Source organism: Micromonospora sp. CA-263727 (assembly GCF_050942455.1).
Taxonomy (GTDB): domain Bacteria; phylum Actinomycetota; class Actinomycetes; order Mycobacteriales; family Micromonosporaceae; genus Micromonospora.
The window spans coordinates 2,046,199-2,071,844 of sequence record NZ_CP192031.1 but is presented as its reverse complement, the minus strand read 5'-3'; the positions used below and the strand labels follow the sequence as shown (position 1 = coordinate 2,071,844).

Annotated in this window: 24 protein-coding genes and 2 pseudogenes; 7 read left to right on the top strand and 19 right to left on the bottom strand. The window is 67.7% G+C overall.

Annotated features, from left to right (window positions below; genetic code table 11):
* Positions 1-22: 22 nt before the first annotated feature.
* The gene (locus tag ACQPYA_RS09480) at positions 23-1,063 is read right to left on the bottom strand and encodes an ABC transporter permease (protein ID WP_433532234.1); all 1,041 of its coding nucleotides are present in this window, start codon (positions 1,061-1,063) and stop codon (positions 23-25) included.
* Between the two features lie 96 nt (positions 1,064-1,159).
* Entirely contained in the window at positions 1,160-2,221 is a 1,062-nt protein-coding gene (locus ACQPYA_RS09475) for a sugar ABC transporter substrate-binding protein (protein WP_433532233.1), read from the bottom strand.
* A 314-nt stretch (positions 2,222-2,535) separates the two neighbouring features.
* Here ACQPYA_RS09475 and ACQPYA_RS09470 point away from each other — a divergent pair, with 314 nt between their 5' ends.
* The gene (locus tag ACQPYA_RS09470; protein WP_433532232.1) at positions 2,536-3,567 is read left to right on the top strand and encodes a LacI family DNA-binding transcriptional regulator; all 1,032 of its coding nucleotides are present in this window, start codon (positions 2,536-2,538) and stop codon (positions 3,565-3,567) included.
* Between the two features lie 303 nt (positions 3,568-3,870).
* On the opposite strand, the gene ACQPYA_RS09465 is transcribed toward ACQPYA_RS09470, so the two are convergent.
* The 5 genes from ACQPYA_RS09465 to ACQPYA_RS09445 all read right to left on the bottom strand — a co-directional run bounded on the left by ACQPYA_RS09465 (position 3,871) and on the right by ACQPYA_RS09445 (position 9,716).
* Positions 3,871-5,034, bottom strand: coding sequence for a histidine decarboxylase (locus ACQPYA_RS09465; protein ID WP_433533445.1), 1,164 nt, complete (start codon positions 5,032-5,034; stop codon positions 3,871-3,873).
* Positions 5,035-5,081: 47 nt separating this feature from the next.
* A complete protein-coding gene (locus tag ACQPYA_RS09460) occupies positions 5,082-5,795 on the bottom strand; it encodes a hypothetical protein (protein WP_433532231.1) in 714 nt (237 codons plus the stop codon).
* A 325-nt stretch (positions 5,796-6,120) separates the two neighbouring features.
* Complete coding sequence (locus tag ACQPYA_RS09455) at positions 6,121-7,578, bottom strand: APC family permease (RefSeq protein ID WP_433532230.1); 1,458 nt, start codon at positions 7,576-7,578, stop codon at positions 6,121-6,123.
* Positions 7,579-7,819: 241 nt separating this feature from the next.
* On the bottom strand, positions 7,820-8,521 hold the full coding sequence (locus ACQPYA_RS09450; protein ID WP_433532229.1) for an N-acetyltransferase: 702 nt from the start codon (positions 8,519-8,521) through the stop codon (positions 7,820-7,822).
* Position 8,522: 1 nt separating this feature from the next.
* A complete protein-coding gene (locus tag ACQPYA_RS09445; RefSeq protein ID WP_433532228.1) occupies positions 8,523-9,716 on the bottom strand; it encodes an FAD-binding oxidoreductase in 1,194 nt (397 codons plus the stop codon).
* Positions 9,717-10,754: 1,038 nt separating this feature from the next.
* Here ACQPYA_RS09445 and ACQPYA_RS09440 point away from each other — a divergent pair.
* The 3 genes from ACQPYA_RS09440 to ACQPYA_RS09430 all read left to right on the top strand — a co-directional run bounded on the left by ACQPYA_RS09440 (position 10,755) and on the right by ACQPYA_RS09430 (position 14,565).
* Positions 10,755-12,557 (top strand): reverse transcriptase domain-containing protein, encoded by a 1,803-nt coding sequence (locus ACQPYA_RS09440; RefSeq protein WP_433528270.1) that lies wholly within the window; start codon positions 10,755-10,757, stop codon positions 12,555-12,557.
* A gap of 74 nt (positions 12,558-12,631) precedes the next feature.
* Positions 12,632-13,696 carry a hypothetical protein gene (locus ACQPYA_RS09435; protein ID WP_433532227.1) on the top strand — a complete coding sequence of 355 codons (1,065 nt, stop codon included), beginning with the start codon at positions 12,632-12,634 and terminating at the stop codon, positions 13,694-13,696.
* A 26-nt stretch (positions 13,697-13,722) separates the two neighbouring features.
* Positions 13,723-14,565, top strand: coding sequence for a hypothetical protein (locus ACQPYA_RS09430; RefSeq protein ID WP_433532226.1), 843 nt, complete (start codon positions 13,723-13,725; stop codon positions 14,563-14,565).
* A 490-nt stretch (positions 14,566-15,055) separates the two neighbouring features.
* Here ACQPYA_RS09430 and ACQPYA_RS09425 read toward each other — a convergent pair whose 3' ends face one another.
* A complete protein-coding gene (locus tag ACQPYA_RS09425) occupies positions 15,056-15,775 on the bottom strand; it encodes a VOC family protein (protein WP_433532225.1) in 720 nt (239 codons plus the stop codon).
* A 360-nt stretch (positions 15,776-16,135) separates the two neighbouring features.
* On the opposite strand from ACQPYA_RS09425, the gene ACQPYA_RS09420 reads away from it, so the two are divergent.
* Positions 16,136-16,516, top strand: a complete 381-nt coding sequence (locus ACQPYA_RS09420; RefSeq protein WP_433532224.1) for a PPOX class F420-dependent oxidoreductase — start codon at positions 16,136-16,138, stop codon at positions 16,514-16,516.
* A 198-nt stretch (positions 16,517-16,714) separates the two neighbouring features.
* Here ACQPYA_RS09420 and ACQPYA_RS09415 read toward each other — a convergent pair.
* The 7 genes and pseudogenes from ACQPYA_RS09415 to ACQPYA_RS09385 all read right to left on the bottom strand — a co-directional run.
* A pseudogene (locus ACQPYA_RS09415) lies at positions 16,715-16,861 on the bottom strand (DUF296 domain-containing protein); the annotation flags it as partial.
* Between the two features lie 116 nt (positions 16,862-16,977).
* Positions 16,978-17,148 (bottom strand): annotated as a pseudogene (locus ACQPYA_RS09410) (asparaginase); the annotation flags it as partial.
* Between the two features lie 486 nt (positions 17,149-17,634).
* Positions 17,635-18,051, bottom strand: a complete 417-nt coding sequence (locus tag ACQPYA_RS09405) for an Imm1 family immunity protein (protein ID WP_433532223.1) — start codon at positions 18,049-18,051, stop codon at positions 17,635-17,637.
* Complete coding sequence (locus ACQPYA_RS09400) at positions 18,048-18,344, bottom strand: DddA-like double-stranded DNA deaminase toxin (RefSeq protein WP_433532222.1); 297 nt, start codon at positions 18,342-18,344, stop codon at positions 18,048-18,050. The genes ACQPYA_RS09405 and ACQPYA_RS09400 overlap by 4 nt, the downstream gene beginning before the upstream one ends.
* A gap of 27 nt (positions 18,345-18,371) precedes the next feature.
* On the bottom strand, positions 18,372-19,154 hold the full coding sequence (locus ACQPYA_RS09395) for a transposase family protein (protein WP_433532221.1): 783 nt from the start codon (positions 19,152-19,154) through the stop codon (positions 18,372-18,374).
* A 121-nt stretch (positions 19,155-19,275) separates the two neighbouring features.
* Positions 19,276-19,746: an NUDIX domain-containing protein gene (locus tag ACQPYA_RS09390; protein ID WP_433532220.1), complete on the bottom strand. Its 471-nt coding sequence runs from the start codon at positions 19,744-19,746 to the stop codon at positions 19,276-19,278.
* A gap of 152 nt (positions 19,747-19,898) precedes the next feature.
* On the bottom strand, positions 19,899-21,296 hold the full coding sequence (locus ACQPYA_RS09385) for an IS1380 family transposase (RefSeq protein ID WP_433528891.1): 1,398 nt from the start codon (positions 21,294-21,296) through the stop codon (positions 19,899-19,901).
* 190 nt (positions 21,297-21,486) lie between these two features.
* Here ACQPYA_RS09385 and ACQPYA_RS09380 point away from each other — a divergent pair, with 190 nt between their 5' ends.
* Positions 21,487-22,041 carry a tetratricopeptide repeat protein gene (locus ACQPYA_RS09380; protein WP_433532219.1) on the top strand — a complete coding sequence of 185 codons (555 nt, stop codon included), beginning with the start codon at positions 21,487-21,489 and terminating at the stop codon, positions 22,039-22,041.
* On the opposite strand, the gene ACQPYA_RS09375 is transcribed toward ACQPYA_RS09380, so the two are convergent.
* From ACQPYA_RS09375 to ACQPYA_RS09360, 4 genes are all read right to left on the bottom strand, one after another.
* Entirely contained in the window at positions 21,941-22,519 is a 579-nt protein-coding gene (locus tag ACQPYA_RS09375) for a hypothetical protein (RefSeq protein ID WP_433532218.1), read from the bottom strand. The two genes, ACQPYA_RS09380 and ACQPYA_RS09375, sit on opposite strands and share 101 nt — an antisense overlap.
* Positions 22,520-22,656: 137 nt before the next feature.
* Positions 22,657-23,592, bottom strand: coding sequence for an inositol monophosphatase family protein (locus ACQPYA_RS09370; protein WP_433532217.1), 936 nt, complete (start codon positions 23,590-23,592; stop codon positions 22,657-22,659).
* A gap of 18 nt (positions 23,593-23,610) precedes the next feature.
* A complete protein-coding gene (locus ACQPYA_RS09365; protein ID WP_433532216.1) occupies positions 23,611-23,955 on the bottom strand; it encodes a hypothetical protein in 345 nt (114 codons plus the stop codon).
* 157 nt (positions 23,956-24,112) lie between these two features.
* Positions 24,113-24,445, bottom strand: a complete 333-nt coding sequence (locus ACQPYA_RS09360; protein ID WP_433532215.1) for a hypothetical protein — start codon at positions 24,443-24,445, stop codon at positions 24,113-24,115.
* A gap of 164 nt (positions 24,446-24,609) precedes the next feature.
* Between ACQPYA_RS09360 and ACQPYA_RS09355 the strand changes: the two genes are divergently transcribed.
* A complete protein-coding gene (locus ACQPYA_RS09355) occupies positions 24,610-25,500 on the top strand; it encodes a phosphotransferase family protein (protein ID WP_433532214.1) in 891 nt (296 codons plus the stop codon).
* Positions 25,501-25,646 lie beyond the last annotated feature (146 nt).

Sequence of the window (25,646 nt, the reverse complement as noted above, 5' to 3'; positions counted from 1 at the left end):
GGCTGCCGCTCGGTACGGTCGGTCATGATCTGACTTTCCTGATCCACTGGTCGAGCGAGACCGCGACCAGCACGAGCAGGCCGATCGCGAAGCCCTGCCAGACCACCTCGACGCCGGCCAGTTGCAGGCCGTTACGGAAGACGCCTACGATCAGGGCCCCGATCAGCGTGCCGATCACGCCACCACGGCCCCCGAAGAGGCTGGCGCCGCCGAGCACCACCGCGGTGATCGAGTCGAGGTTGTAGTCGGTGCCCACGTTGGGGCTGGCCGACGCGAGGCGACCGATGAGGATCCAGGCGCCGACGGCGTACACGGCACCGGCGACGGTGTAGACCGACAGCAGGACCCGGTTGGTGCGGATGCCGGCGAGGCGGGCCGCCTCGGCGTCGTCGCCGGTGGCGTAGACGTGCTTGCCCCAGGCCGTCGAACGCAGCGCATACAGCAGCACGGCGAACAACAGCAGCATGATGATCGAGCCGTAGGTGAGCCGGAACCCGCCGAGCGGGATCGTGGTGCCGGTCCAGGTCATCAGGTCCGGCATGTCGGAGCCGCGGACCGTCTCGCTCCTGCTGACCACCGAGTTGAGCGAGAAGAAGATCGTCAGGGTCCCGAGCGTGACGATGAACGGGGGCAGCTTGATCCGGGTGACCAGCACGCCGTTCAGGGCGCCCATCGCGGTGCCCAGAACCAGGCCGATGGCCAGGGCCAGTGCGCCTGGCAGGCCGGCCTTGGTGGCGAAGTACGCCATCAGGATCGAGGAGAAGACGGCGATCGCACCGACCGACAGATCGATGCCGGCGGTCAGGATCACCAGCGTCTGACCGAGCGCGAGGACGGCGATCACGGTGACCTGGGCCAGCACCAGCGACAGGTTCGGTGCGGAGAAGAATCGTGGGCTCATGGCGCTGAACGCGACGATCGCCGCGATCAGGACGGTGAACGGTCCGAGGGTCGGGTTGGCGTGCATCAGGTGCTGCAGCCGCATACCCCAGGAGTCGGCGCCGGTCACCTCGAAGTCGGGTGCGGGATGAGAATCGGCGGGGGCGGGAAGCGGGTTCCCCATGGGTGACTGGGTAGCCAAGATCGGCACTCCTCAGGGAAGGGGCGGGGATGGTCGGTGGGCGGCCCACCGGCCATCCGCGGGTCGATGGGACGCCGGTCAGCCCCAGCAGTTCTCCTTGCCCCAGGTGGAGTCCTTGCTGTCGATGCCGCTCTGCGCCTGGTCGGTGATGAGCTGGACGCCGGTGTCGGTGAAGGTCTTGCCCTCGGTGGTGGTGGGCTTGGTGCCGTCCTTGGCGAACTTGGCGATCGACTCGACGCCGAGGGATGCCATCTTCAGCGGGAACTGCATGGAGGTGGCGCCGATGACGCCGGCTTTCACGTTGTCGACGCCGGGGCAGCCGCCGTCCACCGAGACGATCGTGACGTCCTTCTCCCTGCCTGCGGCCTTGAGGGCCTCGTACGCGCCGGCGGCGGCGGGTTCGTTGATGGTGTAGACGAGGTTGATCGACGGGTCCTTCTGCAGCAGGTTCTCCATCGCGGTACGTCCACCGTCCTCCGCGCCGTCGGTGACGTCGTGCCCGACGATCCGCGGGTCGGCCTCGTCGCCGATCTTTGTCCGGTCCTTGACGTCGATACCGAAGCCTTCCAGAAAGCCCTGGTCACGCTGGACATCGACGGAGATCTGGTTCGCGTTCAGGTCCAGCATGGCGATCTTCGCCTGCTTGCCGTCGGTGGCGAACTTGGCCTTCGCCCACTGTCCGATGAGCAGGCCGGCCTGGTAGTTGTCGGTGGCGAAGGTGGCATCGACGGCGCTGGCCGGGTCGGTCGGGGTGTCCAGGGCGATCACCAGCAGGCCCGCCTGACGGGCCTTGTCGATCGCCGGGACGATGGCCTTCGAGTCGTTCGGGGTGATCAGGAACCCCTTGGCACCGGCGGAGATCAGGTTCTCGATCGCCTGCACCTGGGCCTCGTTGTCACCGTCCTGCTTGCCGGCGAAGGTCTGCAACGCGATGCCCTGCTGCTGGGCGGCCTGCTGCGCGCCCTCTTTCATCTTGACGAAGAACGGGTTGGTGTCGGTCTTGGTGATCAGGCCGACGATCGGCTTGTCGCCGGACCCGTCCGCGGTGTCGGAGCCGCCGCAGGCCGCAGACGACAGGCTCAGCGCGGCCACCATTCCTACTGCCGCGAGCCGGCGGCCGGTCACGAGTGCACGGGGCATCAATGCCTCCAGGAGTTATGCGGGAGCGGGGGTGTGCGTCTTCAACGCGTCGGAGACAACGTTGTCTGGAGTAGACGCCCCGGCGTAGAGGTTGTCAACACCGGGTGTCGCTCGGGTTTCCTACCGATGTCATGCGCTCTGGGAAGATTCACCGCCACCTGCTTTCCGACCGCCACCGTCGTGAGCGGACACGGCTGAGACATCGTTGTCTCGAAACGGGGACATTGGTACGCTGCGCCTCCCGAACCAGGCCCACTAGGAGCAGCGTGGCAAGCGAACCGACGTCCGACGCCGGTAGGACCGGCCGAGCACGGATGAACGACGTCGCCCGTGCCGCCGGGGTGAGCATCAAGACGGTCTCGCGGGTCGTCAACGGCGTGCAGAGCGTCAACCCCGTGCTCGCCGGGCAGGTACGCGAAGCCATCGAGGCCCTCAACTACCGCCCCGACATCGACGCCAGCACCCTGCGCCGCAGCGACCGCCGGACCGGGAGGATCGCCCTTCTCCTTGAGGATGTCAGCAACCCGTTCTCGTCGGCGTTGCACCGGGCGGTGGAGGACGAGGCCCGCGCTCGCGGCATCCAGGTACTCACCGGCAGCCTCGACGAGGATCCCCAACGCGAACGGGAACTGGCCCGCGCCTTCACCATGCGTCGCGCCGACGGGCTCATCATCGCCCCGGCCAGCGCCGACCAGAGCTACCTGGTCCGCGAGTTCCAGGGCGACACCCCGGTCGTCTTCGTCGATCGCCCGGGACACGGCATCTCCGCGGACACCGTCCTGGCCACCAACGTCATCGGGGCCACCGAGGCCACCCAGCACCTCATCGACCACGGGCACCGCCGGATCGCCTACCTCGGCGACTACACCCGCATTTCCACCGCACGTCAGCGGCATCAGGGGTTCCTTGCCGCGATGCGGGAAGCCGGCCTCGAACCCGACCCCGCCCTGATCATCCCGGACCTGCACACCACTCCCGCGGCCGAGAGCAAGGTGATGGACCTACTGCACCGCCCGGATCCGCCGACGGCCCTGTTCACCGGGCAGAACCTGGTCACGATCGGCGCCGTCCGGGCACTGCGCCGCCTCGGCCTGCACCGTACGGTGGCGCTCATCGGTTTCGATGATTTTCCACTTGCCGACCTGCTCGAACCCGCGGTCACCGTCATCGCCCAGGACCCGGCGATGATGGGACGCATCGCCGCCCAGGCCCTGTTCAGCCGCATCGAGGGTGACGACAGCCCACCGCGTAAGCATTGGATTCCCACCACGCTCATCCGCCGCGGCTCGGGTGAGCTGCCGCCTGCCGCCCACGTGATCGGCGACAGGTTGGCCGACTCGCTGTAGGCAGATCCTGCCGGGCTCGCCAGGACGAGTGGAATGACGATCGCAACGACCAAGATCTTGAGTGCGGTGGGTGGCACGGGACTTCCTTGTGATGAGTGGAGGGGTGGCCGGCGGCAGGAGCCGGAGGAAGTCGCTGCCGCCGGCCACGGACCGGCCGTCGTCTCTGCTTGAGCGGCGGCCGGCCGGGGCAGCCACACATGACGGCGGCCACCCAGGTGGGCCGGACCGTGGGGAGTCGGGTCTCCCTGATCCGGGCCAGGGTTCAGATGTCGCTGAGGTCAAGCATCGGCTGGAGAACGGTGGTCACGGGGTGGCTCCGCCCGATGGAGTCGGTGTGCGGGGCCGTGGCAGGGAGAGCGCCGGTGTGCTGACGGCGGTGGCGAGGTCGGCGGCGAAGGCGCGGACTTGTCCTTCGCTGATGCCGGGCATGCAGATGAGGTGGCTGACGGGTCCGTCGCTGGCGAGGAGCCATTTGGCGCGTACGGCTGGGGGTGGGGTGGGGAGGACCACGGTGAAGGCGTGGGGGTGGCGCCAGGCGGTCCAGCCGGTCGCGCGGATCTGGTCGACGGCGTGGGCGGCGAGGCGGCGGGCTTCGGCGGTGCGCCAGCGGTGTCCTTCGCGGCCGTGGGTGGCGATGGCGTGCCAGAGCAGGGCGGCGGCGAGGCCGCAGCGGGAGCCGGTGATGGTGGTGTCCGCGGCGGCGGTGTAGGAGACGTGCCGCAGGTGGGGACGGCGGAGGTGGTCGCGGATGAGGACCACGCCGCAGGGGGTGGGGATGCCGAGGAACTTGTGGCCGGAAATGGTGATGGAGCCGATGCCGCTGCTGTCGTCGAGACGCAGCGCTCCATCGAGGGCGAGGGGTATCCCGGACAGGGCGGCGTCGACGTGCGTGTGCCCGGGTATGCCGTACTCGGTGAGGATGGCGTGGATGCGGGTGGTGTCGTCGACAGCCTCGGTCATGGTGGTGCCGGCGGTGGCGACGACGATGGCGGGCCAGCGCCGCCGTCTGCGCAGTTGTGCGGCCAGGTCGTCGTAGGCCATCTCGCCGTCGGGGCCCGCCTGGACGGTGACGGCGCGAGCGCCGAGCATGTCCACGATCTTCGGGATGGAGTAGTGGGCGGCGGTGGAGTGGTAGATGCGGGCGGTCGGCCAGCACCGGTAGGCGGCGTGCAGGGCGGACAGGTTGCCTTCGGTGCCGCCGGTGGTGACGTAACCCCATCGGTCGTCGGCGGGCATGGCGACCAGGTCGGCGATCCAGTCGACCACCGCGCGTTCCAGGATCCGGGTATGGGCGGTGCCGCCGGTGTCGGCGGGGTCGCCGATGTTGTTCCAGAGCCGGGCGCCGAGGCGGGTCATGACCGCGCTGTGGTCGAGGTCCACCGCGCCCGGGTACCCGATGCTCGTCGGCGCGGCGGCCGTGGCGTCGGCGACGAGTTGGTCGAGGACGGCGGTGACGTCGATCGGCATCCGCCGCAGGTCGACGGCAGCGGCGAGGTCGAGGCTGTGGGTGTGGGTCACGCCGGGCGTCCTGCGTGCAGGTGGGTGGTGAAGATGGTATGCAGGGCGGTGAGGTGCCGCCACCGTTCGCGGGCGGTGTGGTCGCCCTGCTCGGTCAGGCCGGCGTTGGGGTTGTGCCAGCAGGTGTTCCAGTTCGGGTCGAGGGGCTTGCTGCTGCGGATGCCGTCGTCACCGAGGCGGGCGTGGGGATTGCGCTCGATGTGCATGGCGGTGCCGTCGACCAGCAGGACGAAGCACTGTCCTTTGAGGTCCCACGCGGAGCGGCGGAGGCCGGTGGCTGCGGGGTTACGCAGGCTACGGGCGAGCTGGTCCCAGCGGCCGTCGTCGGAGTCGAGGGTGGAGACACCGGCGCCGACGTAGTGGGCGTGGGGTGGGAGGGTCATGTCTCCGCCGTTGACCATTGCTGCGTGCGGGCCGAGGGGATGCCACCGGCGCCCGGCAGCGGCCGAGCGGGCGATGTTGCTCTCCGCCACGGCGGTGAGGTCGGCGAGGAGCCGGGGAAGGTCGTCGGACTCGGGTGAGGCGAGGAACAGCCGGTAGCCGGTGTGCAGCCGGTAACCGTGCGGCTCGGAGGGGCCCGGCGAGGTGAAGAACAGCATCACCGCGTGCGGGCCGAGTGCCTCCCGGGTGCCGTACCGGAGGTCGGCTTCGACCAGGTGACCGTGGTTCAACCGCTTGGACCGGTAGGCCACCTGCCGGCGCAGGTCCACCCACCACCGCGCCTCGACGGCAGCGGCCCCACCGCCACGCGTGTCCTCGGATGGTGTCGCCGTAGGCGAGGACGCAGGCCCCGGTGCAGGCGCCGGCGGTGGGTGCGGGACGGGCTGGTAGCCCGGGTGGGCCGGGCCGTGGGCAGGCGGCGGTCCGTAGCCGGTGGGCGGCCGGTGGGCCGGCGGTGGCTCGTGGTCAGTGGGCGGCAACCGGTGTGGGGTGGGTGGTGCCGGTGGCTGGTGTTCCGGCAGCCAGCTGGGGTGTAGCGGGTCGTGGCGGTGGTGCCCGGCGGGTGTGGCGGCGTGCGTCATCATCGTCGGCCCCTCAGATGGAGATGGTGATGGCGTCGGGCACGGCGTGGGTCGACGGAGTGCCCCGGCCGATGCCGGCGTAGATGTCGGGGCGTGATTGGCGCAGATGGGCCGCCCACATCCCACCCAGCACGGCGGTGCCGGCGAGGATCGCCGGTAGGAGGTACGGGTAGACCGATCCGGGTGCGGCACCGAGCAGCGATCCGGCGTTACCGACCATCACCACCAGCAGCGCACTACCGGCGAGGATGCCCAGGGCGGGGGCGATGCGCCATTCCCACATGCCGGCCTGCGTGCCGCGCACCGCGGCGGGGGCGGTCAGTGCGGCCATCGAAGCGGCAAGCAGCAGACCCAGCAGACCCATCGCGCCGAGGCTCGACAGCCAGGTGAACATCGCGGTCACCGGGTCCGCCCCGGCTGCCGCGAACCCACCGACCGTCACCGCCGCCACGCAGGTCTGCGTCACCGACCCGCCGCGCGGCGCGGTGACCCGCGTCCCACCACCGGCGCCGGCGAGCCAGGCCGGCAGGACCCCTTCCCTCGCCATCGCGAACACGTACCGGGCGAAGACGCTGTGGAAGGCGAGCATCGAGGTGACGATCGCGAAGACCAGCATCACTCCCGCCACCGGCACCCACCAGCCACCGGCACCTTGCAGGATCGAGTACGGCAGCCCGGCGGCTGGGTCAGCAGCGGTCCGGGCGACCAGATCGGGGCCGACCGCTACGCCCATCGCCCAGGCCGCCACCGCATAGACCCCACTGAGCAGCAGCGCACCCGCGACCGTGGCGCGGCCGATCGAATGACGATCCACCGCCTCCTCGGCGAAACTTGCCGGCGCGTCGATGCCCATCAGCGAGGCGACGCAGAACGCGACCGCACCACCGATTCCGGTGACCGCCAGCCCGGAGACGTCGAAACCCTTCCAGCTCACCGCACCACCGGCCGGGCCGGTCACGGCGGCCAGCACGAACACGGCGACGAGCAGCAGCGACCCGGCCAGCACCACGGCCAGGAGCCGGGTCGACAGCATGATCGCTCGCACCCCCGTCACACCGACCACCGCGACGGCGATGCCGGCCCACACCCACCACACGCCGCCGAACTGCGCGGTCAGGGTCGCCCCGATCAGGCCGTAGAGGCTGGTCTGGATCGCCCCGTAGGCGACCAGGGCGACCATTCCGGCGGCCACACCCCAGCCCCGGCCGAGGCCGTGGGCGAGGATGCCGTAGTAGGCGGCCGGGTGTCCGACCTGCCGGGCCATCGCGGTGTACGCGACCGCGAGCACCGCCACCCCGGCCGCCACCAACAGGTATGTCACCGGGACCGCGACCACGCCGGTGGTGGCGTAGATCGCGGGGATGCCTCCGGCGAGGACCACCATCGGCGCCGACGCCGCCGCACCGAACACCCACAGGCCGACCGGGCTCAACGTCCGGCGGGCCAACGCCACCTGCACCTGTCCCGTCACCGTCCCTGCTCCCGATCCGGCGAGTCGGGGCACAAGCCGTTGCGACACCCGTGCACCGGATGCCGGCTGACGGTGGCCTCGTTGGTCGGCGTGGTCGCGCACCGCCGCAGGCTGCGTCTGCGGAGAGCGGCTGTGGCGTAGGGGTCGGCTGTAGGCAGCATGGGAAGGGATCCTCCTGCGGGAATGTGGGTGTGACGGGGTGGCGCGACGCACGCGCCAGCAGGTGACCGGCGGGGTCGGGTCAGGGAGACCGTGGGGCGGCCGTGAACAGCACGGCGCCGCGAAACGGTGTCGCGGCACGATGGACACGGATTCGGCGCGGCAACTCCGCACCGTCCGGATGGGTATTCCGGGCTACCTGGGGTAGCCGCCACATCCGCCACAACACCGGTCCGCCAGGTTCCAGGAGGATCGGTGCGCGGGGTAGGTAGCCGAGGCGGCCGAGTAGTCCGTCGCGGGGTCGGTCGGTACTGACGTCCGCGTACGACGGCAGTCCCTGCTCGTCCGTACGCCGGTGGTGGTGGGCCAGCAGTGCGTGTCCGGCTGCCGCGCCGTGGCGGTCGGCGCGGACGGCCAGGTGGGCCAGGTGGTGGTGGGGTGTGTCCAGGTGGACCGTCTCGATGTAGGTGTGCAGCAACGCGAAGCGGCCCTGGTGCGCGCCGAGCCGGGGCAGGTCGTCGTTGCCGGCGGTCGAGGTCGCCGCCGGACGGACGTGCCAGATGGCCACGGCGGCATGGTCGTCGGTGGTGTCGACCTGGCCGTGCGCCAGCCCGTGGGCGACGACAAGCCGTGTGTAGGAGTGCAGCGCCGCCCGGCGTTCGGCCGGGTCGGGCACCAGCCAGGCACCCAGCCGCTGGCGGTGCAGCTGCTCGGCCAGCAGGGTGGCCAGGGCGGCGGCGTCGCCGCCGTGGGCGGGTCGGAGAGCAGGGTTCGTCGGCCGCATGTCAGCTTCCCGAGGATCCGTCGGCAGGTGGGGTGTCGTCGGTGGGCGACGCCGGCCGACCCGACGCCAGGTCGCGTTGCCGGCTTGCCCACACCGCCGTGCCGAGTGCCCGGTCGAAGGTGGTGGCCAGGTGCAGGTCGCCGGCGGGGATCCCGGTCAGTGGCAGCCGCTGCCGCGCGGCTCTGATCAGCTGGGGTGGGCCGCAGACGTAGATCGCCTGCCCCCGCCGGTGGTGATACAGGGCCAGACTGAGCACGTCGCCCTGCACGGCCGGCTCGACATCCGGGTCGTCGGCGAAGGCCAGCACCACTGTCAGCCAGTCCGCATGGGTGTTGGCGAGCCGGTCCACCGCCACCGCGTCATACAGGTCGAGCACCGTGCGGGCCCCGACGACCAGCGTCACCCGCCGCCCACCCGGCGCGACCGCGACCTGTTCCACCAGGGCCCGCAGCGGCGCCAACCCGGTCCCACCGGCCACCAGCAGCAGATCCGCGTCGCCGGCAGCCGCCAGCGACAACCCGACGTCACATGCCGGCCCCAACCACAGCATCTCCCCCGCCGTGACCTGCTGCACCAGCAGCGGCGACACCCGGCCGCCGGTCACCGCGCGGACGTGGAAGTCCACCCTCCCGTCCGGACGCGGCGCGTTGGCCGGGGACAGCCACCGCCACTGCCCAGGTCGGCGGGGCGTACCCACCGGCAACGCCTGACCCGGCAGGTACCGCAGCCGCTGCATCGGCCGGACCGTCAGCACCGCGACACCGTCCGACGGCGACTCGCGGGCCTCGACCTCACCGACGGTGACCTGCGGCCCCTCCCCCACCACACCCGCGGCCCGGTCCGCCAACCGCAACGCCCGCCGACACCCGCGCTCCCAGGCACCGGCCGGGGCCTGGCCCCACCGGTCGTCGGGGAACCGCCGGACCGTGTCCACCATCGCCGCCGCGATACACGTGTCGTGATACAGCTGCAGACCGAACCGGCGGTACATCCTGGCCAACACCGCCAGGCCCGCCCGCCGGGCCGCCGGATCACTTCGCCCCGCGACCAACTCACGCAGCGTCGAGAAGAAGATCGGCGCAAGCTGGTACGGCAGGAACCGCACACTACGGTCCTCCAGGTACGCCCAGAAGTGGTCGGCGGCGCGGCCACCCGTATCGAGGACGGGGACCAGCGGTTGTACGTGATCAGTCATGGCTCCGGCAGTTCCTGGACGTATGGCTGGTTGCGATTCAACGATCACGGAATAGCGGGCAACTGGGAACGCCGACCTGCGGTCCGACCAGCGCAGTTCGACTTGCGGACCGACCGGCACCTGGCCAGCAGATACTCGCCAGCTACAGCAATACGACGATGCGGTGGGCGGTTATCCGCCGGACCATCGCAGTGTCGCCCACGGATCTGCCACCAGTTACCGCGTAGGATCGACATCGTTTGCGGAAGCCATTCGGGTTATCGACGTCGGCCTGCTGCTGGCGCAGAGGGGAAGCCATGCCTCGCCACGCGGATACCGTGATCACGCCGAACACGGCGCTTCGAAGCGCGCGAAACCGTCTGCCCTCACCGCAGCGGCCTGGTCAATCCATGTCCCGCGCGGAGCTGGCCGACGCAGTCAACGTCGCGTTGAATGCCCTTTACCCCTCCCGGAACATGGCGACGCAGTACGTGGACTTCCGTTGGGTGGGGAAGCTGGAACGCGGCCGTGCGCCACGAGGCGCCTGGTTGTATCCCCGGCGCAGCCGGGAGGAACTCGGAGGGAGGTTCCTGGGTCCGATGGCTTACCTGGATCCGAAAGGTGAAGGGGACCGCAGCATGCCAGGAAATCAGCGGCCGGGTCCAGACGTTGGGGACGGTGCGTTGAGGGACCCGCACGATATGGCGAAGGCTGGATGGCCTGAATCCCAATCTCCAGAAGAGGAAAGTTCCCCTCCGCCGGAAAGACGTCTGAAACCGGTGCCAGCCCTGCGGCCAAGTTCGCCTCAGTACGCCGCAACCTTCGGGGCCATGGAGCGATGTCCAGTGAGGGCATTCAAGGAGATGAGTGGGACGCCTACGTCGTGCTCGTACGTATGACCAGGACGAACGTGGGATCGCCTACGGGACGCGAGTCCTATGGCGACGGAGGCCCAGTAGTAGTCGCCGGAGTTACGCCCGGCCGAGGAGGACGGGAAAGCCGTCCGCAGGGCGAAGTGGGCCAGGTGATCGGGTGTCTTGATGCCGGGAGGTATGCGTAATGCAGAACGCCGAAACGGTGCTGGATGTCCTGCGTGAGCGCGGTAGGCGTGGCCTGCCGCTGGAGCAACTGTATCGGCAGATGTTCAACCCGCAGTTGTATCTGTTGGCTTACGGCCGCGTCTACGCCAACAAGGGTGCGATGACGGCCGGGGTCACACAGGAAACCGTGGACGGCATGTCGCTGGGCAAGATCGACCGGATCATCGAGGCGATGCGCTTCGAGCGGTACCGGTTCCGCCCGGTGCGGCGGGTGCCTATCCCGAAGAAGTCGGGGAAGGGCAAGACGCGCCCGCTTGGCCTGCCGACGTGGTCGGACAAGCTGGTCGGTGAGGTCGTGCGCCTGCTGTTGGAGGCGTATTACGACGTCCAGTTCTCCGACCGCTCCCACGGGTTCCGCCCACGGCGCGGCTGTCACACCGCTTTGCGGGAGATCGCCAACACCTGGAGCGGAACAACCTGGTTCATCGAGGGAGACGTCTCCGACTGTTTCGGGTCGCTCGACCACACGGTCATGATCGACACGCTGGCGGAGAAGATCCACGACAACCGGTTCCTGCGGCTGGTGCGCGCCATGCTCACCGCCGGGTACCTGCAGGACTGGGTCTGGCATGAGACGCTGTCGGGCGCCCCGCAAGGCGGCGTCGCTTCGCCGATCTTGTCGAACATCTACCTGCACCGCCTCGATCAGTTCGTGGAGACGGTGCTGATCCCGCAATACACCCGAGGGAAACGCCGGGAACGTAACCCGGCCTACCGTCAGGTGGAGTACGCGCTCGTGACGGCCCGCCGGCGGGGTGACCGCGCACACGCGCGTGATCTTTACCGGCGGTTGCACAGCCTGCCCAGCCAGGACCCTCGGGACCCCGGCTACCGCAGGCTGAAGTATTGCCGTTACGCGGACGACACCTTGCTCGGGTTCGTCGGACCGAAGGCCGAAGCCGAGGAGATCAAACAGCGTCTGGCGGCGTTCCTGCGAGACGAGCTCAAGCTCACCCTCTCGCAGGACAAGACGCTAATCACCCATGCCCGTAGCCAGCGGGCCAGGTTCCTCGGCTACGAGATCCGCGTCGCTGCCAGCGACCGCAGGACCCGACGACCGTCGGCAACCGATCGGCGTAACCGCCGGTCGGTCAACGGTGTCGTCGCCCTGCACGTGCCCAGAGACGTGATCACCGCCAAAAGTGCCCACTACATGGCCCGCGGCACACCCGCCTGCCGCTGCCCACTCGTCAACGAGGGTGACTTCACCATCGTGGCGAAGTACGGGGCCGAGTACCGGGGCATCGTCCAGTACTACCTGCTGGCCGGTGACGTCATGCGGCTACACCGGCTGCGCTGGGTCATGGAGACATCCATGCTCAAGACCCTGGCCCGTAAGCACAAATCGACGGTGTCGAGAATGGCCGCCAGACACAAGGCCAAGACCGTCACACCGTACGGGCCGCGCACGTGCTTCGAGGCCCGCCTCGACCGCGACAGCAGGAGTTCACTGGTCGCACGGTTCGGCGGGATCCCGCTCAAACGACAGAAGACGGCGACCCTCGTCGACCGTCAGCCGACCCGGCCGATCTACGCCCACAAGGAACTCATCCAGAGACTCCGTAAGGGCAGATGCGAGCTATGCCAACAATCGGAAAACATCCAAGTGCACCATATCCGAGGGTTGGCTGATCTCACACCGGCCGGACCGGCACAGCCCGCATGGGAAAAGATCATGACAAACAAGCGCCGCAAGACCCTCGTGGTCTGCGACCACTGCCATGACCTCATCCATGCAACGCCAACCGAACTCACGCCATGATCACTGGAGAGCCGGGTACTCGGAAACGGGTCCGCCCGGTTCGGAGGGAGGCCGCACGGAAAAGGACCTGCTCGATGAGCAGGCACCTCGCCGGGCGGCCCACCCTACAGCATCGCTGGCCCAACGAACTGCGTCGGGCAGCACTGCGCCAGGTGCTCGGTGTCGCTTGCGACTCGGAACTCGACCTCTACAGTCCCCGGCGTAGCGACGGCACGTGGGTGGCCGGCGAGGTGGTCGCGCCTCGACCGGGCAGCTGGGACGAGACCATTCATCTGCTCCGGGAGCAGTGGCACCTGCTGGTGCAGAACGACAAGATGTTCGGCCCCGAGTACGCCCTGATGGGTGTCACCAGGCAGCTGTCCGCGATCGAGGACCTCCTACCCCAACTGCCACCACCACTACGCCCTACCGCCGTCCGTGTCGCCGCGCAGTACGCCGAATCCGCCGCCTGGCTCCACCAGTCCCTCGATGAGCATGCGGCGGGCCGCCGGTGGACACAGCAGGCGCTCGATTGGGCCGGGCAGATCAACGACCCGATCATGACCGCCTGGGCCACCTACCGCGGTAGCCAACAACGCCTGACGAGCGGACACGCCACCCAAGCCGTCGAACAGAGTGAAGTGGCGCTGCGCTACGACGGGACGCTTCCCGGGCCCATGCGGGCGGCACTGCGGGTCCAACACGCCCACGCCATGGCCGCCACCGGACGGCACCGGGCGGCCATGCGCCTGCTCGACGACGCCCATCGGTGGGCCGCCGACCGCAGCCCCGGCAAACCCGAGGGCGAACACGGCTCCTACTGCACCAGTGGCTACATCGAAGTCCACCGTGGCGCGTGCCTTCGACTGGCACACCGGCCACACGAAGCGATCACCGTGCTGGAGCAAGCCCTTCCCACGATCCCGCCCCGGCACCGTCAGGACTTCGCGTCCGCCCTGTTGAACAAGGCCGCAGCCCACGCCGCAGCGAACCAGCCCGACCGAGCGGCGGCCACCGCACACCAGGCCCTACCGATCGCACGACGGGCAGGATCCCGACGCATTCTGCGCCAGCTGGCGCACCTGAGCACGACGATCAACCGGCACCAGCACCTGCCAGAGGTCCGCGCCTACCTCGACGACCTGACAGTGGGCGGCTGATGGCCTCCACCGTCGAACTGGCCGCGATGCGGCAGGCCATCACCCTGTCATCGTTCGGTCTGGGCACCGCCAGCCCCAACCCGCCAGTCGGTTGCGTCATCCTCGACCGCTACGGCCACACCGTCGGCACCGGTTACCACCAGCGGAAAGGCCAACCCCACGCCGAGGCGAATGCCCTCGCCGCAGCCGGCGCCGCAGCGCACGGCGGCACCGCCGTCGTCACTCTCGAACCCTGCAACCACGTCGGCGTCACCCCCGCCTGCCGCCAGGAACTCATCAACGCCGGCATCGTCCGCGTCGTCATCAGCGTCATCGACCCCACCTCCCGAGGCGACGGCGGTGCCGCCGTCCTCGCCGCCCACGGCATCGACGTCGAAACCAACGTGATCCCCGACGAGACACTCACCGTCCTCGACCCCTGGCTCACCGCCACCCGACGCCGCCGCCCCCACCTGACCTGGGCCTACGGTCTCGGCGAGAACAGCCGCGATATCACCGAAGGGCTGATCGCGGACCTACGCCGACCGGCAGACCTCGTCCTCAACGACCAGACGATCGACGAGGGCATCCGGGGCGGCCACGCTCCCGAACACTTCACGCTGCCCAACACCCCTTCCGCCGACCTCCGAGAATGGCTCTCCACCTGCTACACCACCGGTACGCGCACCATCCTCGCTGTAGGAAACCGATACGCCGACCTCCTCCGCCACAACCTGGACGCCGTTGATGCGATAGCGGTCACTATCGGACCACCATCGACAGGTGATCGTTTGCCGATCACCCGAGATATCGCGCCAGCGGGCTTCGAAATCGCTGGCATCTTCTCCCACAGCACGGGCATCGTGGCCCGCCTTCGGGCGCGCAGGTGAGGTGTACATGGATCGAGGAGGTGACGTTGCCTAACGTAACGTCCCGCAAAGCCACACCATCGCCATCCGGATCTACCGATGAACGCGCGTGCTTCAGCGCGTGCAAGATCACGCTCGATCCATGATCGAGTGGCATCGAAGCTCCAAGATGACCACTCGAACCTGGATCCAGTGCGATCGACCGTCCACAGTGTCCCGTCCGCCAACCACCTCCACCGAGGTGGCTTCTGCCCACGGCCGTGATTTCACTGAGAAATAGTTATTTCGGTGTGAAATCACGGCCGTCCGGACAGCTGACACCACATCTCCACCGGCTCCCACTGCCACAGCCTCCACGAGGCCAGGCCAGGCAACTACGCAGCGCCGCACGCCCTTACCCGGAGAGCTCTACTGCTCGCTCATGCCGCCGACCGTGTGTCACGCGGTGGCTGCTCCTGAGCCAACCCAGCGTCCGGACGTAGCCGAGGATGAGGGGGCTTCGTTTGGTGAGTCACCGCAGTGCTGCTGTGAGTTCGGCAGCGTTGTCGAACGCGGGCGCCGCCCTTTCGGATTCGTCTTCCGTGAGCGTGACGGACCGGGCGCGGGCCAGCGTCTCGGCCGCGGTCTGTGGATCGTGCAGCACCATCGCGAGTTCGGCGCGGTAGACCAGGACCTCTACCTGCTCGACCGGGTCGTCGTCGGCTTGCGGGCGGGCCAACGCGCTGTCGAGGATCCGAACGGCCTGTCCGACGCTTCCCCTGGAATCGGCCTGCACGACAGCATTCGCCAGGGCCTTGGCCAGCCGCCCGGCAGGCGTGGTGGCCGGCATGGGCGCGGTGGCGGTGTTCCGGAAGACGCGGATCCAGTTGCCGCCCGGGTCGATGACAGTGAACCCGCCCAACCCGTCGGCGTTCTTCCGCGCCCTGGGCCGGGTCATCCGTGGCGTTCCGGACACCAGTACCTTGCCGTACGCGGCGCGCATGCCGGCGGCGAATGCCCGGTGTAGTCCCTCGATGTCCGTGGTGAGTACGAGACAGGAACCATAGGACTGCTCCGGGTCAAATCCGGGGATCTCGAAGAACTGGAGATGCAGGTCTTCCCGCTGCACCGCCACACACGCGTTGGGCTTGCGCTGTTTGTACGTGGTGCGGAAGCCGAGAACTCCGTAGAAGGTCTCTATGTCGTCAATGGATGCACACGGCAGCAGGGGAACGGTCACCTCGTTGGTCATGCCTCCTTCCTAGACGTCGCAGGGTGTCCGTCGCCCATGGAAATAGCCGATCATCGCCTTCCGCCATCTGATCGGCTGATGACCCGGAACGCGACGCCGCCGAGCCGAGCCCTCGGCGGTGCCTTCCTGCCTGCCATACGGATCGCCAAGATCAGGTGCCCGGATCTGCCGCGCCGAGGGCGGTGATGGCTGTGACGGACCGTAAGGTTCGAAGGGGCCTGCCTCTGTTGGCTTGATCAGCATGTCGGGCCTGGGCTAGCCGCTTGCGCCGGCCTGTTGGCCGGCAGGCAAGCCTTCCTGCCGGCCACTTGCTCTCGACCTTGCGCGCGCGGCCAGGGCGCGGCCCGCTACGCTGACACAATGACCGTGGCCGATGAGATCGTCCGTAGCCGGTACGTCAGTCTGACCACCTACCGCAAGGACGGCACCCCGGTGGCCACGCCGGTCTGGCATGTACCGCACGGTGCTGAACTCTGGATCGTGACCGAAGCGGGCTCGGGCAAGGTCAAGCGGATCCGGAACAACCCGCACGTGCGTGTGCAGCCGTGCTCACTACGCGGGACGGTGGCGTCGGATGCGCCGAGCGTGACGGGAACGGCCCGGTTGCTGGACGGCGACGGGACGGCGCTGGCCCGCACGCTGCTGGCCCGCCGATACGTCATGTCACGGGCAGGGAACTGGATCGCTCGCCTGCTGCGGTTACGCCGCCCCCCGATGGTCGGCATCATTGTGTCGTTCTGATCGACCCGGCTTTCCGACCGGAACGCCACTCAGTTCGCCTTCGCCGGCCAGAGCAAGAGGACCGACGCGCCACGTGCGCCGCCGGCTTGTCGGCGAGGGACGACCTGGCCGGCGAGCCGGCCCCGGGCCGTCCTGGCTGCGGCGAGAGGCGGGCCACGGCCTCAGCAAGCAGGTTGATGTTGCGGTTGAACGCAGTAGTTAGCCGAGGTGTAGTTGCGGTACGTCGTACAGGCCGGTGTTCGGTAGCCGGCGCATGGCCGGTGATTCGATCTCGATGATGAGCATTTCGGTGAGGAACTGGACGCTGGCGTCCAGCAGGTGACTGGTGTGCGCGGTGGCGGTGTGTGCCATGGCCATGAGTCAGGTCCGTCGAGGTTGCCGGCGACGGCGATCGCGGGGGCGATGTCCTTCCGCCTGCTGTCGGTGCTGAGGAGAGCGTGGAGCAGGATACGTGCCTTGCAGGGGTGCAACCAGCCGGCGGGGATGAGTCCTCGGGTGAGGAGGTCGCGCTCGGAGCCGGGGAAGCCGCAGGTGTGGGTCAGCGTTGGCCCGGCCGGGGTTCGGGAGGCGAGGACCACGGGGATCCGCGCGGCCAGGTGGGTGAGGGTGTCGACGAGGGGGCTTGGGTACATGACCGACTCCGAATCCGGCGACGACGAGTCCGTCGCAGTGGGCACCGATGGCGTCGAGAAGGGTGGGGTCGTCGTCGAGGCTGACGGTGCACAGGCCCACGCGTACGGGTGCGTTCCGGCTCGGGGCAGGGATGGTAAACCGCTGCGGTACGCGGGTCAGCAGCCGGACGGTGCCCTCCATGACGTAGCCGATGGGGCCGGTATCCGGCGAACGGGAGGCGGCTCCGCTGGTGGAATGCGTCAGCACGGGGTACACGTCCCAGCCGTCGTGTAGGAGTCGTTCGGCCAACTCGGTCACGGCGGTGGCCGGTGGTGCCGCGCACACGATGAGCAGAAGGGCTGGGTTGGCTGTGCTCATGAGTCCTGTACTCCTGCTCTGGCAGCAAGGGCTCGCAGTCCCGGGGTGTGGCTGGGGCGGGGCGGTCGGGCGGCTTGTCCGAGCAGCAGGGCTCCGGAACCGCACCGCCCCGGCATCACGCCACGCGGCTATTCACTGACAGCGGGTACGTGCGGTGGTTTGCCGCCAGTCTTTAGAAAGGTGCCCGCTACCTGTATGGCCGTGTCCGGTCGCAGCCGAAGCTGCTCGACAGCGTATTCGGTGGGCACTCCACCAAGGTCGAAGTGGAGTCCCTCGTCCAGAGGCTGCACGGTGGGGTCGCCGAGGTAGCCGCCGCCGTCGGCGATGTGGACGGCGAAGGCGTGGATGGTATGGCCGAGCCCGATCTGGATGCCGGGTGGCAGATCGTCGGGGTCATCGGTGACGTCACTGAAAATGGTGACGACGACGGGCTCGCCGGCCTGGTGAATCTCGCGAAGGAGGGCCTCCAGCGCGGCGGGGTCGGTCAGGTCGGCTTCGTGGTTGTCGCGGTGGTCGCCCCGGTCGTAGGTCCAGGTCACCTTCATGCGATCGCCTTTCCGTTGCCGGTGTAGGTACGCCAGTGGCGTACCTGCCCGTCATCGTCGCGTACGTAGACGTCCAACTGCGCGCCGGCTGGCAGCAACCGGGGAAGGATTTTCTCGCAGCCGTAGGGGGTGTAGTCGCAGGGCGGGTTGTTCGTGACCACCACCGCCTGGATGACGTGTTCGCGGCGCATCCGGGCGGCGAGCTTGGCCTCCAGATGGTCGGTCGTGGTAGCGATGAGCTGGTAGGCCGGTTTGAGGTCGACGGCGGCGGCCGGGTCACGGCCAGACTTCATGGGTATCCGCTGTCCATTGAGCCGTTTTCATCCTGCGTAGCGGTTGGCTTCGACGTGGTGCAGGACGAGGATGGCCTGCACGATCGCGGTCGCGCGGTGTGGGCAGCAGCGCAGCTTGGTCAGGATCTTCCAGGTCTTGAGTGTGGCGATCGCGCGTTCACCGCGAGCACGGATCTTCGCGTGCGCCCGGTTCACGGCCTTCTGCCGGCGTGACAGCTTCGGCCGGAAGCGGCGCCGCTTGAACGGTGTTCGCACGCTACCGCGCGCTTCCTGATACCCCTTGTCCGCGAAGGTCATCACATCTGCGCTGGTCAGGGCATCGATGATGCCGTGATCGCGGGTAGCGGTCAGATCGTGGGTCGAACCCGGCAGGGTTGGTGAGGCCCACACGAGTCGACCGGCTGCATCGGCGGTGACTTGCACGTTCACGCCGTGACGCTTGTGCTTGCCGGAGTAGTACGGCTTCTGGTCGGCGACGCGGTCGATCGGGATCAGGGTGCCGTCCAGGATCGTGTAGGCCAGCAGCCGGATGCGTTGCATGGCGGTGTCGAGGTCTTCGGTGGCTGCGCTGAGCAGGGCGATCACTTCCTGGACGTAGCGCCAGGCAGTCGCCACGCCGATCTCGAAGCCGGCGGCGAGGCGGGTGTAGGTGTCGCCGTTGCGTAGGTGGGCCAGGGCGAGTAGGGCCTGCCGGCCTGGGTTCAGTCGCCGCCAGCGGGATCGGCGCTGCTTTCGGTGGGCGCGGATGCGGTCGGCGAGGTGGTTCAGGGTCCGGTTGGACAACGGGATCGTGGCGGGGTAGGACAGCATGGCGGGGCTCCCGGTCGGGGCATCGGGTTTTGGTCGATTTGCTGTCCTACCTGGAGCCTCGCGCTCATCGATCACCGGGTCCGCCACACCCGCCGAGCTGCAAGATCAGCTTGGAAAAGGCTCAGCCGATGTAGGGCTGCGGGCGTTCCTCGTAGCCGTGGGTGATGCGGAGCAGGGTCGACGGGTGGATGTCGTACACGGCCAGCTCGTCGCGGGCCACCCACCGGACGTCGCGTGACTCGTCGCTCGGGGTCGGGGTGCCGCTGACGGATACGGCACGGAAGCAGAGCGAGAACTGTTGCCGGACCTCGCCGTCTGAGTAGGCGACAACGTGGCGAGGGTCGGAGTAGATGCCGACGATGCCGGTCACCTCGACCGTGATGCCGGTCTCCTCAAGGGTCTCCCGGACCGCTGTCTCTGCGACCGACTCGCCGATCTCCTGGCCACCGCCGGGTAGGGACCACAGGCCGTTGTCGGTGCGCTGGATGAGCAACACCCCGCCGTGCTCGTCTCTGACGAAGACGGAGACGGCCACGACGATGCTGTTGGCCTTCGGCGCGTTCGGGTCGTGGTAGTGCTCGGTCCTTGTCATGTGCCTAGCCTCGGTCTTTCACTTGAGCGTTGCCTCATAGCTGCCGTTCAATGAATCCGGTTTGCATGTTTGCCACCGGTTTGAGGGCATGTCGAAAACCCGACGCGGGGCCGGGTTCCTCCGTGTTGCTGGTCGGGGCGTGAGCGGCGAGGTCAGCCGGTGGGCTGGGGCAGCGAGGCGAGTCTTCTGAATGCGCTGGTCAGCGCGTCGGTCCAGGGCCAGTTGGCGGCGATCGCCAGGCGGGTCCGCCGGGCGGTGCGGGTGGTCCGGGCGGCGACGTGCAGCAGCCGGTAGCGCAGTTTCTTCGGCTCGGCGGCCGCGAGGTCGCCGTCCAGGAGGAGGTTCCGGGTCCAGGCGAGCAGGTCGATGCCGGTCAGGGCGAGTTGAAGCCAGGCCTGGTTGATCGCGAAGTGCCGGGACGGGAACCGGCCGAAGCCGGTGTTCTTGCCGCAGCGGATGCTGTCTTCGACGCGGGCGTGTGCCCGGTGCCGGGCCTCCAGGAACTGGATGCTGCCGTTGCCGGCGGGCGTGTCGGTGGCCACGATCTGATGCCGCCAACCTTCGACGGTGTCGAACAGCGACAGTTGAGCGCCGGGGTGCGGGCGTTCCCGGCGGACCAGGAACCGGGTGCCCTCCGGCCAGCCGGCCGGATCGAACAGGCCGGTGATCTCGCAGACCTCGGCGTGCTCGCGCAGTTCACCATCGGTGTCAACGGCGGGGACCCAGCCGGTTGCCGCCCGGATCGCCTCACGCACTGGTTCGGTGATCGCAGCGCCGACACTGAATCGGATGTCCAAATGCTGCTCGCGTAAGCCGCGGATGTGGGCGAGGAACCCGTGGCTGGACCCGGCTGAATCGGAGCGGAGCAGGATCGGGGTCCCGTGCCGGACCGCGTCGGGGATCTGCGCGAGGGCCTGGTCGAGCACGGTGATGTGGTCGGCGGTGGTGTTGGATCCGGCCCGGCCTTCCCGCAGCAGCCCGGCGAGGGCTTCGCCGGTGTTGTCCAGGAAACACAGCAACGGGTGGAAGCCGAACGTCTTCTTCCAGGTACGGGTCGCCGACTCCTTCTCGGAATGGCAGATCACGATGGTCGCGTCGATGTCCAGGACCAGGCCTTCTACCTGCTGGCCGGCCACCATCGGCTGCGGCAGGTCACCGTAGGTGTCGGCGTACTGGGCCCAGGCGATCTCACGCGCTTGCGCCCGGGCGGACCGCACTTCGGCCAGCATCGTGGCGTCGAGTTGCGACAACAGCCGCCACGCGGTCGGGTCGGACGCGACCGACCCGAACAGGCCGGGCTGGTCACGCAGTACCGCAAGATCGGCGATGGCCACACCGCCGTTGGCGAGCATCACCGCCATATCGACCGCGATCCGTCCCGGGTCATGACCGCCTTGGCGTCGCCGCAGACTGGCCAGGGCCTGCTCGAACGCGCTGCTCAGGCCGGTAACGTCGGCGAGATCGGCGAGCAGCCGGGCACCGGCGTGACCGACCACGCCCCGCCCGCCCCCGGTCACCGTGATCTTCGGACGCGTTGCGGTAGCCTTCACCCAGCAAGTGCCTTCCGTGACGGGTTAACAGGACTCTCGACAAGCCCTATTTTCCCTGATCAGAAGGCACTTCTGCGATTCCGGCCCAGTCCTTGGACACCCCTTAACGAAGGGCCGAGGCTAGGGTGCCACTACACCGCCTGGCTGCGCTTTCGATGCGTGGAGCACCCTGTCGAAGCTGTCGGAGTAGGTGCGGAACAGGTCTCCGCCGTTGAGCTTGCGCAGGTGCATCACGGGCGCGTGTGGTGAACTGGCCGAGGCGGCCGAGCACCACGGGGCTGCGCTGGCAATTCGGCGGGAGATCGGCGACGAGCATGGCACAGCCGTGTCGATCAACGCACTGGGTCTGCTGGCGCTGCGGCACCGTCGTCTCGACGATGCCCTGGCCCGATTCGGCGAGAGCGTCGACATCTTCCGCCGCCGCAACGACCGGCGGTTGCGGGCGCTGCTGCTCAGCAATCTCGCCGAGACCCGGTACGAACTCGGTGACCTGTCCGAAGCCGTACCGCTGCTGGAGCAGGCGCTCACCATCCAGCGGGACATCGGCGACCGAGGGCAGGAAGGCAACTCGCTGTTCTTCCTGAGCATGACGCTCAGCTTGTCGACGACGTGCAGCGGTACGCCAAGGAACGCTCCAAGGGGCGTCAGGCGGGGGCGATCCCGCCTTGAGTCAGCTCGACGTTCGGGAACTCGTATCGTTCCCGCATGGCAGCGACCAGGTCCGCGGTCGCTTGGTCGACCATGACCATGACGCCGGACCCGTCGGCGCGGGGTGCCACTGCCGCGACGGCCACTCCTTCGGTTTGCCAGTACGGGATGTCCTTCTTGATGCTGTCCGACACCTCGTTGAGCACGGTGCGTGGATGTTGCGCGTCGGCGAAGGCCAACTGGAGTTCCGGGTGTCGAAGGCGCAGACCGGTGTCGAGTTCGTCCACTCGTGGCACTGGCACGCGGTGGACCACCAGCGCCGCTCCATCGATGCTCATGCCTGAGTACGAGTTGGTGGGATAGGTGCGTTCGGCGTCCCGGATCAGCAGTTCTCGCGGTGTGTCACCGAGAGTCGTGGAGGGCGTCGTCAAAAGTTCCCGGGTTTGGGCGGGTGTCGGCCCCGCCGGTTGTCCAAGATCATTGGCTTCGGATCCGGCGCACCCTGCTGTCGCCGCCAGGAAGCTGGCTGCTGCGACCAAGCCGATTCGTTGCATACGCATGGCAAGATTCAGCATAGCTGCGGACCTGTCAAGCCCCGGGGTTTTGATGTCTCCATGAAACCCGGTGCGAGGCGGTGATGTCGCTGGAAATAGTGACGACGACGGCTCTCCGGCACTCGCTGTCTGTGTGCCTCTGCGATTGGCCGTTCGGTTCATTCGGGCAGGTCAAGGTGACTCAAGATTTCCTGAGCCAATCCGAGAGTGCCGGCGGCGACGAACTTTTGCCTTCGATCCATCGCTCCTGAAATATCGGACAACGAATTCAGATTGTAGTCGAGGGAGATGGGATCCCCCGTAAGATCGAGAGCGATTCCGCCAGCCGAGTGCAGGATGTAGTGCCCAGGCGCAAGATCCCATATCGCGAATCCTTTGGCAAATTCCAGTACGCCCTCGGTGAATCCTGCCGCGACGTGGCAAAGACTCACCGAGCCAAAATCAACCCCGATCCGTCCTCGTCGCCTGCCACCCGCATCCGGGCGGTCCAAGGCACCGATCAGCCGGTTCTGCCGACTCAACGGAAGAAGGCGCTCGCCAGGGCGCATGAGGAAGTTCGTTAGAAGGGATTCCGACAAACCCCTCGTCACTCGCTGGCCCAGTCTGTAGCAGTCTCCGTCGGTGGTATGTGCGTAAGCGTGGTCCTCGCCGTCGGCGTGACGAGCGGCGACGTATAGCCGGACATGATGATAGATGTCACCGACTACGGATACGATTGGCCGCGCCAGTGTCCGCGAGTAGATCATCACGTGTGTGTATCCAAGAAGTCCCCGTACGGCCAACTCGCTGGTGTCGAGTGGATCGACAAGAACGCACAGGTCCGGGTCGCTCTCGTTGCCGATGACCTGTGGATCCGCCTCTTCGGAGGCGTATACGAACGAATCGATATATTCGCTAATCAGTTCGCGATATCTGTCATGCATCCACATGTCGTGAACGGACAGGAAGTTGTCCGAGTGCCGTGCGTTCTCGCTCTCGCCGGAATTTCCGGAAAAGGCGGCATTCATTAGCTTTGGGCGGATCTCAAGGATGAGGGTTTCGACTACTTCCGCCGTGCGCTTGGCCAGCTCTGGCAGGTCGGCTGCGCTTCTCATGGCACCTCCCGTTGGGGATCAACGTAATTCAAGGGGTGGCTCTATGCCCGGTGGGTTCATTGTTGCGGCTATAAATACAGCCGAAAAGTCGGCTGCCCGCATGATCTGTGCGCCGATTAGATCGTCGAAGCTCGTCACCTGTAGGTCCGAACCTTTGGTCATCGCGCCGAATACTGCAAAATAGAGCAAGGCGCCCGGGTATCTGAGCCGAAGTTCTCTGGCGACGAATCCGACGACATCCGCGTGCTTAACTTCAAAGTCGCAAATGAGGATCGTTGGGGACTCGCCAGCTTCAGGGTAGAAGGAGGCCGAGTCGAGGGCGATGCTGTCGCGAATCTTGTTGCAGCGGAAGTAGCCTATCATGCAGCGAGAGAACTGGGCTGAAGCCAGGAATGTGGCCGCATACTCAAGTGGTTGGTGCCAGGAACAGCGAGGCGCGTCGGCCTGCCTTTCGAGTGTCGCTCGGCCGGGTCACTGCCGCGCAAGCCGTCCAGGTTCTGGCCGTCAGTGCCGCTGCGGGTCATGCGGCGGAGAAGACGCGGATCGCGGTGTGTCGGAGGTCGGCAAGACCGCTGTGTCGGGCATCTCTGGGGATGTCTCTGCTCAGGTTGCGAATGCGGTCCCGGAGTCGCCGTGAGGTCAAGCGCTGGCCGTGATGGATCACTGAGCCGCCAACGGTGCTGGCCCGATCCGGCTCGTTGGCCAGGGCGAGTGCGCTGCACAGGCCGACTGTGTTGAGCACGATGCTCCGCACGGGCCGTGTTGCCTCGAAGCTGCCAAGGGGCAGCAGGACCGCCATCTGGGGTGCGCGAGTGGCGATGTCGGTGTTGCTGGCAATCGGGAGCAGGTCCATCCGGTTCATGTTGTCACCGGGATGTCACCACGGCGTGATGATTGTCAATCAAAGGTGGTGTCGCGGAGGCGACGGTTTGTACCACCGATGAGGGACCCTCCTTCCGACACACACCTCGCCGGACGACCAGGGGAGGTTGGGCAGCCAAGCGCACCACGGACGTGATGCTGGAGGAGGATGGTGGCGTGCAGACGGATGAGGCGATCCGGGCGGCGGCCTTGGCTGCTGCACAGGTAGGTGTGCCGGCTGCGGACCCGGCGGTCGTCCGCGTCGGTGAGAATGGCGTCGTCCTGTTGCCCAATGCTGGGGTGCTGGCGCGAGTGGTTCGTGGCCCTGAGGCTATTCACCACGTGCGGCGCGAGCTTGAGGTCGCTGCGTGGCTCGCCTCGCAGGAGGTGCCGGCGACACGGCCGGTCAGGCCGGCCCCGGTCGTGGTTGGTCCTTACGTGGTCTCGTTTTGGGGGTATCTGCCGGATGGTCGCGCGGCTGACCTGGTGACGCTTGCTGAGAGTCTGCGTCTACTACACGGTGTTCCCCGGCCGGTGGGGCTGCTGCCTCGCCTGTCACCGTTCGCGAGGTTCGGTGAGCAGTTGGACAGGGGTGCCGCTCTGGGTGCCGGGGATCGGGCGTTTCTGCGGGAGCGTCGCGATCGTCTCGCGGCGCAGTGGGAGCAGACGACGTTCGCGCTCGGGGAGACCGTGCTGCACGGCGACGCGCACATGGAGAACCTTCTCGTCACGGTCGACGGTCGGCGGGCCTTCGTGGATCTGGAGACCGTGTGTGTCGGGCCGCCGGAGTGGGATCTGACTCTCAGCGCTCTCTACTACGAGTGCGGGTGGTTCACTGAGCACGAGTACGCGACGTTCGCGGAGACCTACGGCTACGACGTCCGCCTCGGCTCCGCGTGGCCGGTCCTTCGGCAGATCCGCATGCTGCGGATGACCTTGTGGCTGGCGCAGTCGGCGGGCACTGATGCCCAGCGACGACGACAGTTGACGCATCGGCTGAGCACATTGCGCGACGGATCGGCTCCGGCTGGCTGGACAGGCTTCTAGAACTGCGAACCGACGATCTCACGAAGCCGGGCTAAACCGCCGTCAGATCGTTTCGAGGGGCATGAGTCCAGCCCGCACACTCTGGGATAAGGGGCTCGTGGGATCGGACGTCGGTAAGTCGGGCGTGCGCGGAAGTCACTCACACC